Annotated in this window: 14 protein-coding genes; 11 read left to right on the top strand and 3 right to left on the bottom strand. The window is 60.5% G+C overall.

What is annotated here, in order from left to right:
* The first annotated feature begins 57 nt into the window (after positions 1-57).
* The 8 genes from CWI75_RS04925 to CWI75_RS04890 all read left to right on the top strand — a co-directional run bounded on the left by CWI75_RS04925 (position 58) and on the right by CWI75_RS04890 (position 10,474).
* Entirely contained in the window at positions 58-1,695 is a 1,638-nt protein-coding gene (locus CWI75_RS04925; RefSeq protein WP_101520372.1) for an HAD-IB family hydrolase, read from the top strand.
* On the top strand, positions 1,692-4,079 hold the full coding sequence (locus tag CWI75_RS04920; protein ID WP_101520371.1) for a glycerol-3-phosphate 1-O-acyltransferase: 2,388 nt from the start codon (positions 1,692-1,694) through the stop codon (positions 4,077-4,079). The genes CWI75_RS04925 and CWI75_RS04920 overlap by 4 nt, the downstream gene beginning before the upstream one ends.
* Positions 4,076-5,080 (top strand): NAD(P)H-dependent glycerol-3-phosphate dehydrogenase, encoded by a 1,005-nt coding sequence (locus CWI75_RS04915; RefSeq protein WP_101520370.1) that lies wholly within the window; start codon positions 4,076-4,078, stop codon positions 5,078-5,080. The genes CWI75_RS04920 and CWI75_RS04915 overlap by 4 nt, the downstream gene beginning before the upstream one ends.
* Positions 5,081-5,182: 102 nt before the next feature.
* Positions 5,183-6,013, top strand: coding sequence for a serine hydrolase (locus CWI75_RS04910; RefSeq protein WP_101520369.1), 831 nt, complete (start codon positions 5,183-5,185; stop codon positions 6,011-6,013).
* Between the two features lie 12 nt (positions 6,014-6,025).
* Complete coding sequence (locus CWI75_RS04905) at positions 6,026-6,958, top strand: aldo/keto reductase (protein ID WP_101520368.1); 933 nt, start codon at positions 6,026-6,028, stop codon at positions 6,956-6,958.
* 6 nt (positions 6,959-6,964) lie between these two features.
* Positions 6,965-8,254, top strand: a complete 1,290-nt coding sequence (locus CWI75_RS04900; RefSeq protein WP_101520367.1) for an NTP/NDP exchange transporter — start codon at positions 6,965-6,967, stop codon at positions 8,252-8,254.
* Positions 8,255-8,434: 180 nt separating this feature from the next.
* Positions 8,435-9,523 (top strand): Rieske 2Fe-2S domain-containing protein, encoded by a 1,089-nt coding sequence (locus CWI75_RS04895; protein ID WP_101520465.1) that lies wholly within the window; start codon positions 8,435-8,437, stop codon positions 9,521-9,523.
* Positions 9,524-9,649: 126 nt separating this feature from the next.
* Positions 9,650-10,474 carry a M48 family metallopeptidase gene (locus CWI75_RS04890; protein WP_101520366.1) on the top strand — a complete coding sequence of 275 codons (825 nt, stop codon included), beginning with the start codon at positions 9,650-9,652 and terminating at the stop codon, positions 10,472-10,474.
* Here the strand turns inward: CWI75_RS04890 and CWI75_RS04885 are convergent.
* The 3 genes from CWI75_RS04885 to CWI75_RS04875 form a co-directional block, all read right to left on the bottom strand.
* Positions 10,466-11,641: an alpha/beta hydrolase family protein gene (locus tag CWI75_RS04885; RefSeq protein ID WP_101520365.1), complete on the bottom strand. Its 1,176-nt coding sequence runs from the start codon at positions 11,639-11,641 to the stop codon at positions 10,466-10,468. The genes CWI75_RS04890 and CWI75_RS04885 overlap by 9 nt on opposite strands.
* Before the next feature lie 86 nt (positions 11,642-11,727).
* On the bottom strand, positions 11,728-12,921 hold the full coding sequence (locus tag CWI75_RS04880) for a CaiB/BaiF CoA transferase family protein (protein WP_101520364.1): 1,194 nt from the start codon (positions 12,919-12,921) through the stop codon (positions 11,728-11,730).
* Positions 12,922-12,923: 2 nt separating this feature from the next.
* The gene (locus tag CWI75_RS04875; protein WP_101520363.1) at positions 12,924-14,108 is read right to left on the bottom strand and encodes an acyl-CoA dehydrogenase; all 1,185 of its coding nucleotides are present in this window, start codon (positions 14,106-14,108) and stop codon (positions 12,924-12,926) included.
* Positions 14,109-14,217: 109 nt separating this feature from the next.
* Between CWI75_RS04875 and CWI75_RS04870 the strand changes: the two genes are divergently transcribed.
* Genes CWI75_RS04870 through CWI75_RS04860 form a run of 3 tightly spaced genes read left to right on the top strand, consistent with a single transcriptional unit; the run spans position 14,218 to position 17,562 of the window.
* Positions 14,218-15,093: a LysR family transcriptional regulator gene (locus tag CWI75_RS04870; RefSeq protein ID WP_101520362.1), complete on the top strand. Its 876-nt coding sequence runs from the start codon at positions 14,218-14,220 to the stop codon at positions 15,091-15,093.
* A gap of 40 nt (positions 15,094-15,133) precedes the next feature.
* Complete coding sequence (locus CWI75_RS04865) at positions 15,134-15,973, top strand: helix-turn-helix transcriptional regulator (protein ID WP_101520361.1); 840 nt, start codon at positions 15,134-15,136, stop codon at positions 15,971-15,973.
* Complete coding sequence (locus CWI75_RS04860) at positions 15,970-17,562, top strand: tetratricopeptide repeat-containing sulfotransferase family protein (RefSeq protein WP_101520360.1); 1,593 nt, start codon at positions 15,970-15,972, stop codon at positions 17,560-17,562. Before CWI75_RS04865 ends, CWI75_RS04860 begins: the two co-directional genes overlap by 4 nt.
* Positions 17,563-17,624 lie beyond the last annotated feature (62 nt).

Here is a 17,624-nt window from a genome sequence, read left to right as displayed (position 1 = left end):
CGCTATGCTTGTGCCAACAATAAAGGTGCCCCCTGGCGGGGCGAACCGGGGAATCTGATGGCCAGCATTAAACAATTACTCAGGGATATCGAGAAAGCCCCGGCGGGGCCATCGGTTGCGGCCATTTTTGATTTTGACGGTACCGTAATCTCCGGCTATTCCGCCACTGTCTTTCTTCGGGAACAGCTGCGCCGGGGCGACCTCTCAGCCCGGGAACTGATTGAGCTGGTACAGGCCATGACCAGCTTCGGCCTTGGCAGTATGGGCTTTTCCGCCATGATGACGGTCACTGCACAGTTCCTGCGCGGTATCGATGAAGCCAGTTACATCGAATTCGGCGAAACACTGTACCGGGACCAGATTGCTCGGCGGGTATACCCGGAGTCGCGAGCCCTGATTGACGCCCACGTGGCCAGAGGCCACACGGTAGCCATTATATCCTCGGCAACCCCATACCAGGTACAACCTGCTGCCCGTGACCTGGGCATAGACCATGTAATGTGCACCGGGCTGGAGGTGGCGGAGGGCAGATTTACCGGTGGTGTAGTACGGCCTACCTGCTTTGGCCAGGGCAAGGTAGATGCCGCCGAGCAGCTCGCGCGGGAACAGGGCGCGGATCTGGATAACAGTTTTTTTTACAGCGACAGCGAGGACGACATTCTGTTGCTGGAGCGTGTACGTTACCCGCGGGTCCTCAACCCCAGCAACGGTTTGCTGGGCATTGCCCGGGACCGCCAGTGGCCAACGGCGCGCTTTGTCAGCCGCGGTCGCCCATCCCTGGGCCAGTATCTGCGTTCCGCGGCTGCTACCGTAAGCCTGGTTCCTACCTTTCTGGCCAGTTTGCCGGTTTACGCATTAACCCGCTCCCGGCGCCAGTCACTCAACTTCTCCCTGTCCCTGTTCGCCGATACCGCCAGCGCACTGATAGGCCTGGACCTGAATGTCAAAGGCCAGGAACACCTGTGGTCGCAGCGTCCGGCGGTGTTCATTTTCAACCACCAGAGCAAGGCGGACGTGGTCATTATCGCCAGTTTGTTGCGCCGGGATATGGCCGGGGTAGGGAAAAAGGAAATTCGCGATATACCGGTGATCGGCAAGGTGCTGGAGCTGGGCGGTGTGGTAATGATCGACCGCGCCAATGCCGGCAGCGCCATTGAAGCCATGGCGCCACTGGTCAGTGCCCTGCGCGGCGAGGGCAAATCGGTCGCCCTCGCCCCCGAAGGTACCCGCAGCGTATCGCCCCGTCTGGGCGCTTTCAAAAAAGGCGCCTTCCACCTGGCGCTGCAGGCCGGGGTGCCAATCGTACCCATCGTTATCCGCAATGCCGGCGACGTCGCGCCCAAGGGTGAATTCGTATTCCGTCCAGCCACGGTCGATGTGGAGGTATTGCCACCCATTGATACCAGCCAGTGGCAGCTGGCAACACTAAACGACCATGTGCGTGAGGTCCGCAATCTGTTCCTGGCCACTCTCGGGCAGCCCGTGGAGAAGGCGTCGACAGGTAAAAAACCTTCGCCAAAAGTAAAGGCAACAACAAAAACAAGGGCAAAAACGAAGCCCAAGCCCAAGCCCAAAACTATAACGCCGGCAAAAGCCCGGCCCGCAGGTAAAGCGAAAGCAGCCAGGCCGAAGTCAAGACCAAGGTCTGCCACCAGTAACAAAACCACCACCGGCACGGGAGCGGACCAAGCGTGAGCCCGGCGAACAACTCCACTCACAATCCCTGGCCGGCAACCGCTTCGAGGGTTGTCTTTATTCTCGATGCGCGCAACCGCTTTGAACAGCAATTGCTGGAACGATGGATAACGGAACATGAGGGCGCGCCCGAACAATCATCCCCGGACACGGAGCAGGATGATGGCCATGGGGCTCGGGAAAGTGTGCGCCTGGTGCTGAAACTTGGTGATGACCGCAAGGGCATTGATGTCAGTAGTCTCCGCACCGGCCTGGCGCTGCCCGACGATACCATGGTCGCACCCTTGCGGGTTGCCTGGACGCCGCCACTGGAAGCCATTAATTCGGGGCCGCGCCTGCAGGATCTTCTTTTTGGTGACCCCCGTCGGCCCAGCCCGCGTCGCGCCCGCAAGATTGCCCGACGAGAGCCGGAGCGCCTGCACCTGGTGAGCGGCGAACCCGATTCGCTGGGCAACCTGCGCGCCCGCTACGAGGGCAAGTATGGCCAGAGCAGCAGCGAAGCCCCGGATTCCTTTGGGGTATTTGTCGCACGACAGGCAGCGGTCGTTCTCGACATTGCCGAGCGCCGACTTCAGGGCAGTCGTTACAAGGTACCGCGTTATGTGGCCGAAAGCCTCCGCGCCAACCGCAGTTATAACGAGGCCCTGAAAGAACTCGCCGCCGAGCAGGGCACAACCCGGGCGGCGCTGTTGAAAGAAGCCAGCGCCTACATGAAGGAAATGATCTCCATCCCCAACACCTTCTGGCTGGATGTCTACGCCCGCTTCAACAAGTTCTGCCTGGGCCTGGGCTACGAAGATCGTATTGTTTACGACCCCGCGGCGATTGAAGAAATGCGCCGGATCGTGCGCGACCACCCCGCAATGCTGCTATGGACCCACAAAACCTATCTCGACGGCATGGTGGTGCCAAAGGTCCTCTACGACAATGACTTCCCGATGCCGCACATGTTCGGTGGCGCCAACATCAACTTTGCCGGGATCGGCTTTCTGGTGCACCGCGCCGGCGGCATCTTCATCAAGCGCAGCTTCGGTGACAACACGCTGTACAAACTCACCCTGCGCCACTACATCGGCTACCTGATGGAAAAGCGGTTCCCGATGAACTGGTCCTTCGAGGGTACCCGTTCGCGCATGGGCAAGCTCATGCCGCCTCGCTACGGCCTGCTCAAATATGTGCTGGAAGCCTGCCACGCCACCGGTGCCCGCGATATCCACATCATTCCCATCACCATCAGTTACGACCTGATCCGCGATGTCGAGGAGTACGCTACCGAACAAACCGGTCGCGGCAAGGGTGCCGAGTCACTACGCTGGTTTATTGGCTATGTTCGCAGCCTGGCGCGCCCCATGGGCAAGGTCTATATGGACATTGGCAAACCAGTGGTCCTGCCGCAGGCGCCGGCGCCGGATGACAGCCTGGCCCTGTCCAAGATCGCCTTCGAAGTAGCGGTGGAAGCTAACCGGGTAACACCCATCACTTTCCCGTCACTGGTGACCATGAGCCTCCTGGGCGCCGCACCCAAGGCACTCACTGAAACTGAAGTCGTCGAGGAACTGGACGCGCTGCTGGCCTGGGCTGAGCAACGCCAGCTGCGTATCTCCGAAGACTTCGATCGCAGCTACGCCGAGCACATGGATGGCTTGCTGGGCATCATGCTCAACGAGGGTATCGTCACCCGCTATGATGAAGGACCGGAGGTGGTATACGGGATCGCCCTCGAACAACATCCGGTAGCCAGCTACTACCGGAACACCATTATTCACTTCTTCATCAACAAGGCCATTATTGAACTGGCGCTGGTCAAGGGCACAGAGGCCGACAGTGGCGACCCAGCGCAGATGTTCTGGGCCGAGGTCGATGAGCTGCGCGACCTGTTCAAGTTCGAGTTTTTCTACGCCCCGACCACCCAGTTTCACCAGGAAATTCGCGATGAACTGGAACGCTACAACCCCCAATGGGAAAGCCTGATAGCACGCGGGCCGGGAGGCTTTACCCAATTATTGCTCGGGATGACGCCGCTGGTTGCCCACGTCAGCCTGCTGACCTATGCCGAGGCCTATTCAGTGGTCTCCGACCTGCTTGCGCGGTTGCCGCCGGATGCATCGCTGGACCGTCAGACATGCATCAACCAGGCACTCAAACTCGGCCGTCAACTGTATCTGCAACGTCGTATCAGTAGCGAATCCTCAATCGGCAAACTACTGTTCAGTAACGGCTTCCAGATGCTGGAACACCGGCAACTGACCTCCGGTGACGGGCCCGAACTGTCCCGAAAAAGGCAGGCGCTGGCACGCCAGTTACGAGACATAAAACGCCGGCTTGAGGTCATCCGCGCCATCGGCCTCACCGGCCGCGACCGTTTCAAGGAATCACAAGAATGAATAATCTGAAAGTCGGGCTGCTTGGCGGCGGCTCCTGGGGCACCACCGTGGCCGCACTGGTGACCCGCAATGCGCCCGTTACTCTCTGGGCGCGCAATGCGGATACCGTGCGCGAGATTAACCAACAACACAGTAACGAAACCTACCTGCCCGGCGCCCGGCTGCCGGAAAAGTTGCGTGCAACCTCCGACATCGGCGAAGCAGTGGCCGGTGCCGACGTCGTCGTCATGGGTATCCCCTCGCAGAACTTTCGCAGCGTACTGGAGGAGGTCCGGAAACATATCCGTCCCTGGGTGCCCGTCATCAGCCTCAGCAAGGGCCTGGAGCTGGACACCCGCATGCGCATGACCGAAATCATCTCCCAGGTTTTACCGGGGCACCCGGTCGGGGTACTGACCGGGCCCAATCTCGCCCGGGAGATCATGGCCGGCCAGGCCGCCGCCAGTGTTATCGCCATGGAAGACGCCATCATCGTGCGCGAACTGCAATCGCTCTTTTCCAGCGGCCTGTTCCGGGTTTACACCAATACCGACGTGGTAGGGTGTGAGCTGGGTGGCGTGCTCAAGAACATTATTGCCATCGCCGTTGGTATGGGCGACGGCCTGGGCGCGGGGGATAATACCCGGGCCTCACTGATCACCCGCGGGCTGGCGGAAATGAGCCGCCTGGGAGCCGCGATGGGCTGCCAGCCGGAAACCTTTTCCGGGCTGGCGGGCATGGGTGACATGATCGCCACCTGCACCAGTCCCCAGAGTCGCAACCGGCACGTGGGTATTGAGCTGGGCAGGGGCCGCTCACTGGCCGATATCAGCGCCGAAATGTTCATGGTCGCCGAGGGCGCCAAGAGCGCACCGGCAGTGATGGCGCTGGCAGAGCAGTACGGGGTGGAAATGCCCATAGCCACCGATGTATACAATGTGCTCAGCGGCCAGACTTCTGCCCAGCGTATCTTCCGCGGCTTGCTGCGGGTGTCCGCAGGCGCGGAGTCGGACCCCGGCTAACGGCGCAAGGCAGTGCTGGCGTGGCACAGGCCCCTGATGCAGAATACCCGGTAACCTGGGGTCGAAAGTACCCCACTGCCATTGATTCGACAGGGTCATACTATGAAGAACTTATGCCTGGGTTTATGCCTTTCACTGTTACCGGCGCTCGCGCTGGCGGCAGGCACGGATAAATTCTCCAATCTCGATGGCAATCCGGGACTGCGCTCTGCATCGGCACTGGTGCTGGACGGCAGCGGGAATGTCATTTACGGCAAGGACACGAACACCGTACGGCCCATTGCCTCCATCACCAAGCTGATGACGGCCATGGTCATCCTCGATGCCGGCCTGGACCTCGACGAAAAAATCACCATTACCCGTGATGACCGCGACCTCGTGCGCCTCACTGGCTCGAGGCTGGAGTACGGCGCCAGTCTCAGCCGTCGCGAGATGCTCCTGCTGGCGCTGATGTCATCTGAGAACCGCGCCGCGCACGCCCTCGGCCGCACCTGGCCAGGCGGCCTGGACGCCTTCATTGCCGCTATGAACCTGAAGGCAGAACAGCTGGGCATGCGCAACAGCCAGTTCGCAGACCCCGCGGGGTTGCACAGTGACAACCTGTCTACCGCGAGCGATCTCGCCACCATGATCCGGGCCGCCGCCAAATATGCCCTGATCACCGAAGCCAGCACTACCCGGGGGCTGGCTGTCCGCCCCTATCCCAGACGCGGCGTCCTCAACTACAGTAATACCAATCGGTTGCTGAAGAACCAGAATTGGGACATCGGCCTGAGTAAAACCGGTTATCTTGATGAGGCCGGTCGTTGTTTGGTGATGCAGGCGGTCATTGAGGGTGAACCGGTATCAATAATCCTGCTGAATTCATTTGGCAAGCTGACCCCGTTTGGCGACTCCAACCGCCTGCGCAAGTGGATGCTCGCGAATACTTAGGGAGGTAGACGTATGGTAACCAGACGACACATTCTGCAAGTGCTCGCCGCCCTGGCCGCGTCTCGCGGCCTGGTCGCCACTGCCGCGGCGAATCCCGCTACGGCCATGACCACCACCCGCGCCAATACCCGCCCAATACCCAGCACCGGGGAACACTTACCGGTAATCGGCATGGGTACCTCGCGGACCTTTGACGAGCCGGCATCACCAGAGATACTGGCCCAGCTGAAGGAGGTCATGGAGGCGTTCTTTGAGGGCGGCGGCAAGGTCATTGATTCCTCCCCCATGTACGGAAAGGCCGAATCCCGGGTGGGCGACATCCTGCGCCAGCTGACACCGCGGCCCCCCGTATTCGCCGCCACCAAGGTCTGGACCACCGGCAGGGAAGAAGGTATCGAGCAAATGCAGGCTTCCGCCGAACGCATGGCGGTGGAGCCGCTCGACCTGATCGCCATTCATAACCTGAAGGACTGGCGTACTCACCTGGCAACACTCAAAGCCTGGAAAGCCGAGGGCAGGGTCCGCTATATCGGCATCACCACTTCCCATGGCCGCTACCACAGTGAACTACTCGATATCATGCGCCGGGAACCACTGGATTTTGTCCAGTTCAGCTACAACATGGAAGATCGCGTTGCCGAGCGGGCACTGTTGCCGGTAGCGCAGGACCAGGGCATCGCCACCATGATCAATCGCCCTTACCAGCGCGGCGCGCTGTTCGCGAAATCCCGCGGCAAGGCTTTGCCGATGGTCGCCCGGGAGCTTGGTTGCACCAGCTGGGGCCAGTTCTACCTCAAGTGGATTCTGGGCCACCCCGCGGTCACCTGCCTGATACCTGCCACCTCCAAAGTGAGTCACATGCGGGACAATATGCAGGCGAACACCGGTCCCGTGCCCGATACCACGCAGCGCGCAGAAATGCTCCGCGTATTCGCCAACCTGTAACCGCGGATGACTGGCCGGAAACCCTCGCTACTGCAGCGCGCCCTCAATACCGCCTGTGACATTCATCCCCGTGAAGTACTGGCTGTGCTGGCTTCTTTCGGCCTGGTTTTGATGCTGATGGCGGCCTATTACATCCTGCGCCCGGTGCGGGATGCCATGGCCAGTGACTGGAGCGACGCTGAAGTCAGCCTGCTGTGGACCCTGACCTTCATTTTCAGCGCCGTGGCGGTATCCCTTTATGGTGGCGCGGTGGCGCGTATCCGGCTGCGCAACCTGGTGCCTTCGGTCTATGGTTTTTTCGCTGTCACCTTTATCCTGTTTTTTGTCGGTATCCAGCTGGTCGCGGACCGCACGCTGCTCGACAAGTCATTTTATGTCTGGATAAGCGTATTCAGCCTGTTCCATATTTCCGTCTTCTGGAGTTTCATGGCGGATACCTGGGACAAGCCCCAGGCCACACGCCTGTTCGGCTTTATCGGGGCCGGCGCCAGTATCGGCGCCATGATCGGCCCTGCCCTGACGGCGCTGCTCGCCGCCGGAGCCGGTGTGGACGCCCTGCTACTGATCGGCAGCTCCATCCTCTTTCTTACCCTGCCCCTGGTGTACTGGTTACAAAGACTGAAGCTGGCCGACCTCGGCAACACCGGTGTCGCAGCCGATAAAGGCAATTTTGAGTATATTGGTGGCAATCCCTTCGCCGGGTTCAGCGAATTCCTGCGCAGCCCGTATTTGCTGGGCATCGCGCTGTTCATCTTTTTCTACACGTCAATCAGCTCCTTCATTTACTTCGAGCTGAAAAACCTGATGGTGGACTACGACCGCGAAACCCGCACCCAGATCTGGGCGGCCATGGACCTGGTGGTCAATACGCTCACCGTCATTATCGCGGCCTTTGCCACCGGACGCATCGCGCGCCACCTCGGCCTGCCCTTTACCCTGGCCTGTATCCCGGTAGTGATCGGGGCAGGCCTGTTGCTGCTGGCCGCGACCCCGATCATTGCCGTGGTGGTCGCAGTCCAGATCGTGCGCCGGGCGGGCAACTACGCCATTACCAGACCGGGGCGGGAAATGCTGTTTACCGCCGTTGACCAGGAAACACGGTTCAAGGCCAAACCGGTTATCGACATCGTGATCTACCGGGGCGGTGACATGCTCAATGCCTGGGCATTCACTGCGCTGACCCAGGGGCTGGGACTGGGCCTGGCGGCCGTCGCGCTGGTGGGTGCAGGGGTTGCGGTCTGCTGGGCTGCCACCGGCATCTGGCTCGGCCGCCGGTTCAATCGCTGGCAACAATAACGGCAGACCACGACAATCAGGGGCCCGCGGGGCCCTCCCCGGCATCTCCTTAGCGCAACACACACCAAATAATTGAGCCAGAAGCCACTGCGTGAGGCGCTGGCTGCAGCCTGGGGCTGTGCCGCGCGGATAGCGTCGCTATACTTCCCCCTACTCACGCATATTTCAGAGGCCGATACCATGGCAACAGCAGCTGACTACAACCTGGGACCCAACGCCTTCCCGAGGGGATGGTTTATTGTCGCGGAGAGCAAGGAACTGGATGCGGGGCCGATGGCCGTGCGCTTCTTCGGACAGGACCTGGCCTTGTATCGCGGCGAGAGCGGCAAACCAATACTGCTCGATGCCTATTGCGCGCATATGGGTACCCACCTGACCGCCAGCACCAGCGCGATGATCGTCAAGAATGGCGAGCAAATCGAGGGCGACTCTATTCGCTGCCCCTACCACGGCTGGCGCTATAGCCCCGAGGGCGACGTGGACGATATCCCGTACTCCGAAGGCCCCTATCCCAAATCGGCTTCTATCCGCTCTTACCCGGTAGTCGACAATATGGGTTGCGTCATGGCCTGGTATGATCCCGATGGCCGCGAGCCGGATTACCAGGCGCCGTTTTTAAAGCAGTGGGATGATCCCCAGTGGGTGCGGTGGGAGCTGGACCACCTCGGGGAACTGGATATTCATCCCCAGGAAATCATCGACAACATGGCCGATGCACGCCATCTCGGCCCCACCCATGGCGCACCCTGCGAATACTTTGAAAACGAATTCAAGGATGAGGTTTATATCCAGCGCCAGGGTGGCGAAATGCAGCTCTATGACACCTACCTGTATACCACCACCTGGTATACGGGGCCGGGAATATTGCTGTCCAAGCAGGTCTTCGGCGAAGCCGTGATGTTCGAGCTTATCGCCAATACCCCGGTGGATGATGGCAAGGTCAAGTGTTGGCACGCGGTGCTCTATTGCGGCGCGGGCAATACCGCCGGCGAAGAAGACCGGGTAGCGGCCAGACAGTTCCAGGCCAATGCGCTGGAAGCCTTCGCGGCCGACTTCAACGTCTGGAAATTCAAGCGTCCGGCCCTGAAGATCATGCAACTGAAGACCGATGGCCCCTTCCGCACAGGCCGCAAATGGTACTCCCAGTTCTTTGCAACCCCGGAGGATGCTGCCAGCATCCGCGCTGAACTCAATGGGACCCACTACACCGAGAACCTGGCCACTCCGGAGCAGGCGGGACATGCTATTGACAGCGGCCTGCCCTTTTGAAAAACGGCTTTTTAACTGCGGCGCAACACTGTCGGCAGCAATGACGGTGTCACCCTTGCTTTAAGCGCCAACTCCCCCCGCGACTTTGAGTTACACTTGTGCTCACTGTCGCGAGGAACCATGACCATGAAAAAACTGTATTTACTGCTGATGCTGCTGCCCCTGATGACCGCCTGTGTCACCAGCCCGACCGGTCGCTCGCAGTTGATGCTGATCTCCCCGGAGGCGGCCATTGTGGAATCCCGGGCAGCCTACCTGACCACGGTTGCGGATTTCGATGAAAACGCCAGGCTGGTTAACGACCCCACGCTATCCAGGCGAGTAGCGACCATTACCGGCCGCCTGGTATCGGTGGCGGTCGCCGAGTACCCGCAATCGGCCGGTTGGGACTGGAGCGTTGCAATCGTCGATGCGCCGGACACCGTTAACGCCTGGTGTATGGCCGGCGGGCGTATGGCGATCTACACCGGCCTGTTTAAAAAACTCAAACTCACCGATGACGAATTCGCCCAGATCATGGGACACGAAATCTCCCACGCCCTGGCTCACCACACCGCCGAACGCATGTCCCGGGCGATGGCCACCACGGCCGGTATCGCCGCGGTCAGTGTCGCAACCGAAAAATCGACGTGGATGATCAGTGGTGCCGCCCTGGCGGCAAAACTGGCTCTGGAACTGCCCAATAGCCGAACCGCCGAGCGGGAAGCGGATCGTATCGGCCTGGAGCTGGCCACCAGGGCCGGCTACGACCCCGATGCCGCTGTCAGCCTGTGGGACAAGATGGCAGCGGCCGGTGGCAATGGCCCGCCCGAATTCCTCAGCACCCACCCCTCACCGGGCAACCGCCAGGCCGCTCTCGCCGCCATGGCCGCGGAAATCCGCAACCTGAACCCCACGGGTCGCAAGGCGCCGGTGCACCCGGTCACCATCATGCAACCGAGCTCACCCTGAGTCAGGCAGCAGTGCAGGCAGTCGCTGCCCTGTGCGGTGCCGCACCGCCGGCAATTCGCGCGGTAGCACATCGCGCAGATAGTGATCAGCTGCGCGTCGGCTTACTTCGGATAGCGAAAATTCCCGCTGGAAAAAGCTGCTGACCACCAGCCGGGTCACCCGCTGCTGGTACAGCACATTCATTGACGGTGGCAACGGGTTGGTAATGCACAGTTCCGGCTCGGCGCTGTAGTCGATTCCCATTTCAGGAGGGCCCACCAGGTCATACCAGGGCTCTTCAATATCATCCCCGATCCTGCGCTGAACGATATAACAGGCAATAGAATCCGCGTTATCAAGCCAGCGCAGAATTGCCGCCGGGCCCGCGAAACCGGCGTGGGAGGCACCGGCTATGGTGACCAGCTCCCCGCCCGACACCCGCTCCGGGATAGGCGCGGCATTCAGCTCATAGGGCACCACCGCATCAATGTCTCCGGCCAGCATCAGGAAGGGCAGAGTGTGGTGATGATAGAAGTCCGCGGTAAACAGGAAGGAGGGCCCGGCAATTGATAACGCCGCCTTGATACGCGGGTCACGCCACTCCGGGTGGAAACTCACCAGGGTGGTGGTCAGGCCGCCCAGAGACAAACCCAACGCACCGATGCGACTGGCATCAACCTGGCTTTCCAGCCGATGGCCGGGAGTCTTGCTGAGCACCAGCATCTGGTCAATCAGGAAACTCACATCTCCCGGCTGGTTTACAACATCCTGTACCCTGGGTCCACCCGGTGCAAACAGGTTGGTCAGCGGAAATTCCGGCGCAATAACCACATACCCAAGACTGGCAAGGTGCTCCGCAAGGTAAACGCCCTCGCGCCGGCTCGATGAGAAACCATGACTATATACCAGTAGCGGATAGGGTCCCGAATACTGGTCCACGGGCTGCCAGACAGTTGCCGCGAGGCGCCGCTCGGGAGCACCCGGAAATTCGCCATTGGCCACCGTGGGCCGACTATCGTCAACAAATTCCGTTTCGAACGTGGTTACCGCGAGTGTGCCTGCCTGCAACCGGGCAGCACTCTCGGAGTTGGCGGGGAACGCTTCCGGTTGCTTGCCGCGGACCAGCACAAGAATGACCAGCGCCAGGATCACTACCAGTGCCAACAAAACTTCCAAAAAGGTTTTCATCGGGCCTCGGTGTTATCAACGATAAACGGGTGGTCGAGTATTGCCGATCACACCGGCCGGCGCCAGCCGCAATCGCACCAGGGGTGTCATGAGGATGCTGGATTCCTGCGCCGTGCGGCTGCCAGCACCTCTTCCGTATGTTGCCCAAGGGTAGGCGGCGCCGAACCGTACTCTACCGGCGTACGGGAGAGTTTTATGGGATTACCCACCAGCTCCAGTTCCGGGTTTAGTGGATGCGGCACCGTAACGCGCATATCCCGGGCCAGGATTTGTGGCTCAGTGAACACCTCGGCCACGGAATTGATTGGCCCTGCCGGCACCTGGGCTGCCTCGAAGCGCAACAACCAATCGGCCTTGTCCCGCTCCAGCAGGCGCGCCTGCAATAAGGGTATGAGTTGTTCGCGATGTTTTACCCGCAGGCGGTTAGTGACAAAACGCTCATCATCCGCCAGCACCGGGCACCCCAATGTGGTAACGAAACGACGGAACTGGGCATCATTGCCCACCGCTACAATCAGGTGGCCGTCCCTGACGACAAAACTCTGGTAGGGCACGATATTGGGATGGGCATTGCCCATCCGACCGGGATTGATACCGCCCACCAGGTAATTACTCGCCTGGTTGGCCAGGGTGGCGGCGGTCACATCGAGCAGCGCCAGGTCTACGTGCTGGCCCAGCCCCGAGCGCTCGCGCTCCGCCAGGGCCGCAAGAATACCTACCGTGGCGTAGAGCCCGGTCATGATATCGGTGAGTGCCACACCCACTTTTTGCGGCCCGGCGCCGGGGCTGCCATCGGGCTGCCCGGTAACACTCATCAGGCCGCCCATGGCCTGCACCAGGAAGTCGTAGCCGGGCCGTTCGCGCAAGGGACCTGTCTGGCCAAACCCTGTAATGGAGCAATACACCAGTGCGGGATGCCGGGAGGCGAGGCTGGCGTAATCGAAACCAAACCGTGCGGCATCGCCGACCTTGAAATTCTCGATTACCACGTCGCAGTCGGCCACCAGGGTGTGCAGCGCTGCCTGCCCGTCCGTTGATTTTATATCCACGCAGACCGAGCGCTTGCCGCGGTTGGTGCACAGGTAGTAAGCGGACTCGGCTGTTGGGCTGCCATCCGCGTCCGCCATGTACGGCGGCCCCCAGGAACGGGTGTCATCACCGCCGTCAGGGCGCTCGATCTTTATCACCTCGGCACCCAGGTCGGCCAGTATCTGGCTGGCCCAGGGGCCGGCGAGCACCCGGGACAGGTCCAGCACTTTCAGGTGCGACAGGGCACCCATACTCAAAAGGCCGGTATATCGGTCTGGGTGCGTCCCAAAATCAACGCATGCACATCGTGCGTACCTTCATAGGTGTTGACCACCTCCAGGTTCACCATGTGGCGCATGACCGGGTATTCATCGGAAATGCCGTTACCGCCCAGCATATCCCGGGCCTGGCGCGCGATCTGCAGGGACTTGCCACAGGAGTTACGCTTGATCAGGGAGATCAGCTCCGGCGCAATCTGCCCTGCATCCATGAGCTGGCCAGCCCGGAAACAGCCCTGCAGGGCCAGGCTGATCTCGGTCTGCATATCCGCCAGCTTAAGCTGGATCAGCTGGTTGGCAGCCAGGGGGCGGCCAAACTGGGTGCGCTCCATGGTGTAGTCCCGGGCGGCGAACCAGCAGGTTTCCGCCGCACCCAGGGCACCCCAGGCAATACCGTAACGAGCGTTATTGAGACAGCCAAAAGGCCCTTTCAAGCCCTCGACACCCGGCAATAACTGGCCCTCATCCACAAAGACATTTTCCATGACGATTTCACCGGTAATCGATGCGCGCAGGGCCAGCTTGCCTTCGATTTTTGGCGCACTAAGGCCTTCCATGCCTTTTTCCAGGATGAAACCGCGGATCTTGCCGTCGTCGGTCTTGGCCCATACTACAAACACGTCGGCAATGGGACTGTTACTGATCCACATCTTGGCACCCGTGAGACGGTAACCGCCGTCTACACTGCGCGCCCGGGTGATCATCGAGCCGGGGTCGGAGCCATGGTCGGGCTCGGTCAGGCCAAAGCAGCCAATCCACTCGCCCGTGGCCAGCCGTGGCAGGTATTTCTCGCGCTGGGCTTCGTTGCCATAGGCATGAATGGGATACATCACCAGCGAGGACTGCACGCTCATCATCGAACGATAGCCGGAATCCACCCGTTCCACCTCACGCGCCACCAGGCCATAGCTGATGTAATCCACGCCCGGGCAACCATAACCCTCAATGGTACTGCCCAGCAGGCCCAGCTCGCCCATTTCCCGGAATATGGCAGGGTCCGTGTATTCCTCGCGAAACGCATCGCGGACTCGCGGCGCCAGCTTTGCGGCGGCGTACTGGCGTGCGCTATCGCGCACCATCCGTTGCTCGTCACTCAGTTGCTGCTCCAGCAAAAACGGATCCTGCCAGTCCAGCCGCTGCCATTTTTTTGCCTGTCCCATATCTTTACCCTGCCAAAGCCATTATTCGAGGAGACAAACGTTAGCAGACTATGCTTTATTTATAAAATATATGTTTTCTATTGAATCGATATAAATTATATATGTACTTATGGATTTGCGAAAACTCGATATTTTCCGTGAAGTAGCGGAACACGGTAGCTTCAGCCGGGCGGCAGAGCAGCTGCACATGGCCCAGCCCGCCGTCAGCATTGCGGTACGCAAGCTTGAGGAGGAACTGGGACTCACCCTGATCGACCGCGGCGGAAGGCAAGCATGCCTCACCGCGGAAGGCGCTGCCCTGTTACCGCAGGCCATCGCCATCCTCCAACAGGTGGCCGCGCTGCAACAGGCCAGTGGCGAGCTGCGCGGGCTGCTGCGGGGCGAACTCGCCATCGCCTGCCCTTCAATGCTGGCTACCTGTTATCTGCCCGACCTGCTCGGCGGTTTCCTCAGCCGGCACCCTCAACTGCGCACCGCAGTCACCCAGGCAGGCACCGACAACATCGGCCAGTGGTTACTGGCGGACCAGATTGAACTGGGGGTGATAAGCACGACCGACGCAATGGAGCAGGACCAGCTTGAACTACTGCCGCTGGTCAATGAGCAGATTGTGCTGTGCATGGCGCATGATCACCCCTGGGCAGGACGCTCCGCTATCCCCATTGCCGAACTGCACGGCGCGCCCATGGTGGTCTATGAGAGCGGCTATTTCATTCGCAACCGGCTCAACCAGTTGTGTGCGGCCCACGGGGTGACTCCCGACCTGCGTCTGCAAAGCAATTTTCTGCCACTGTTGATTCGCATGGTCAAGCGCGGCATGGGCACCACCATAGGCCTGGCGATGCTGGCCGAGCAGGAGCCGGGGCTTGTCGCCGTGCCCCTGGAGGAAAAATCCTTTATCAGCATGGCGCTCGCAAAGCGCCGCAACCGGGTTATTTCCCGGGCCAACCAGGCTTTTTGGGATTGGGCCACTTTGCAGTTATGATGGCTGATACTTTAATGACCTCTGGTGCCTGACTTCACTCATGCCCGCAAACTCTGCCTACAATCAAGAGCTGGCTCGTCTGTTCACCCGTGTAGGGCAGGATGACTTTGCCGAGCAACTGGTCATCACCCTGAAGAGCCTGGTACCGGTAGATGATGCCACGATACTGGTATACCCCGATAAAGCCCTGCCCATCATCGAGTACTTTGAAGTACCGGAAACGATGGCCACATCCACGCTGGATATGTTCGTTGCCGGTGCCTTCATGCTGGACCCGTATTACCAGGCTGCCAGCCGCGACCGTCGCTTTGGCGTGTTCCGGTTGCGCGATCTTGCGCCCGCGGGCTTCAGGGACAGCGAGTACTATAAAACCTGGTACAAGCGTTGCGGTTACCAGGACGAGTGCGGCTTCCTCCTGCCCAACGGCGACCAAGGGTTCATTAATATTGCCCTGGGCAGAACCCGGCCACGCAACAAATTCAGTCCACAACAGGTGGCTGCGCTGGCCTCCATTCAGCCTGTCATAGCGGTCCTGTGCCAACAGCACTGGCAAACCATGCCTACCCAGGGTGCAGTAAACCTGAGGGCGCAACTGCATACTGCCCTGCAGGAATTTGGCAGCAGCCTGCTGACCGAACGCGAAGCACAGGTTATCAATCTGGTGCTGCACGGGCACAGCACCAAAACCCTGGCGGAAAAACTGTCCATATCGGTGGAAACCGTAAAGCTTCACCGCAAACACGCCTACGCAAAACTTGAGGTTGGATCCCAGGCAGAACTGTTCTATCTGTTTCTGGATTCACTGATGAGCGCGGGCGACTACGCCGGCGGCGATACCCTGGTTGCCTATCTGCAACCACCACCGAGGCCCTGCCTGTGACCAATAACCCCAAAGCCCGCGCCACCGCCCCCCAGGCGCTGCTGCAACAGGGCTTTGATGCCCTGTCGCGCGGCCTGCTGGAAGAGGCCGGGGGCCACTGCCAACAGGCTCTGGCCCAACAACCCGAGCTGGTGCCCGCACACTTTCTGGTGGGGCTCATCGCGCTGGAAGCAATGGAGCGCAAAACGGCATTCAGTGCCTTCCAGTCGGTAGTCAGGCTCGACCGCGATCACGCCGCCGCCTGGGCGCAACTTGCCAGGCTCTATATGAGCGAAGGCCAGGTGAAACTGGCAGACGCCGCCCTGCGTGAAACCCGGCGCATCAAACCCGATGACCCGGTGGTGCTGGACCTGATCGCCACAACATTGTCCCTGATGGGAGAGCACGGCGCCGCCCAGGCGTTTTTTGCCCGCGCCAATACCCGCAAACCAGGGCATCCGCCGTTTATGCTCAACCTTGCCAACAACCTCGTTTATCACGGCGACACCGAGCGCGCGGATGCCGTTTTTCGGGATATTATCCAGCTGCAACCCGACACCCCCCAGGCCCACTGGGCGCTCGCCAGTTCAACCAGGGCGAGGGACGATGCCCACATCATCGAGATGCAGGCTTTGGCGGAACGCCACCCCAACAATCCCCGTGCGCGGGCTTTCTATCTGTACGCCATCGGCAAGGAAAGGGAGGACCTGCAGGACTGGGAGCCGGCTTTTGAGGCATTCAGTGCCGGTGCCGAGGCCCGCCGGTCCACCGTAGACTACGACGAGGCCGCGGAAGTGGAAATGTTCCGGGCACTGGAAAAATTCTACACGCCCGAGTGGCTGGCAGGCTGCGGTGGCGGCAACCCGGACGCGTCGCCGATCTTCGTCCTGGGGCAACCACGCACCGGCACTACCCTGGTCGAACGCATTATTACCAGCCACTCGCAGGTGCATTCCGCCGGCGAATTGCAGCAATTCGGCCTCGCATTGCGCCGCCTCAGTAGCTATGAAGATCCCCGTCGATTTTCCGCCGAACTCTTTGCCAGGGCGCGAGACCTTGCGCCGGCACAGGTCGGCGGCCTGTACCTGCAAACCAGCCACCGGATGCGCGGCGACACGCCGCGCTTCGTCGACAAACTACCGCAGAATTACCTGTTGATCCCCCTGATCCTGGCGGCGCTGCCCAACGCCCGTATCGTGCACCTGGTGCGCGACCCCATGGACGCCTGTTTCGCCAGTTTCAAACAACTGTTCGCGGATGCCTACCTGCACTCCTATGAGCAGGGGGAAATGGCGCGCCACCACGCCCGCTACCATCACCTGATGGCGCTGTGGCGACAGCGCTTTCCCGGTCGCATTCACGACATCAGCTATGAAGATACCGCCCGCGACCTGGAACCGAATGCCCGCGCCCTGATCAACTACCTGCAACTGCCCTGGGAAGATGCCTGCCTGGAGTTCCACCGCCAGGACTCAGCGGTCACCACCGCCAGCGCGGTGCAGGTACGGGAGCCGGCTCATACCCGCTCCATCGGCCGCTGGCGACGCTACGAAGCCTCGCTGCAACCCATGTGTGACGCTCTCGGCGCCGCGGGCATCCCCTTCAACTGAGGCTACCCCATAGTGGTATATAAATAGTGCGACAAATTCATTAAGGTCGAAGCACTCTACCC

The organism is Kineobactrum sediminis, assembly GCF_002868715.1.
Classification (GTDB): Bacteria; Pseudomonadota; Gammaproteobacteria; order Pseudomonadales; family Halieaceae; genus Kineobactrum; species Kineobactrum sediminis.
The sequence above is the reverse complement of the archived record's forward strand: the minus strand, read 5'-3'. Positions and strand labels throughout refer to the sequence as shown.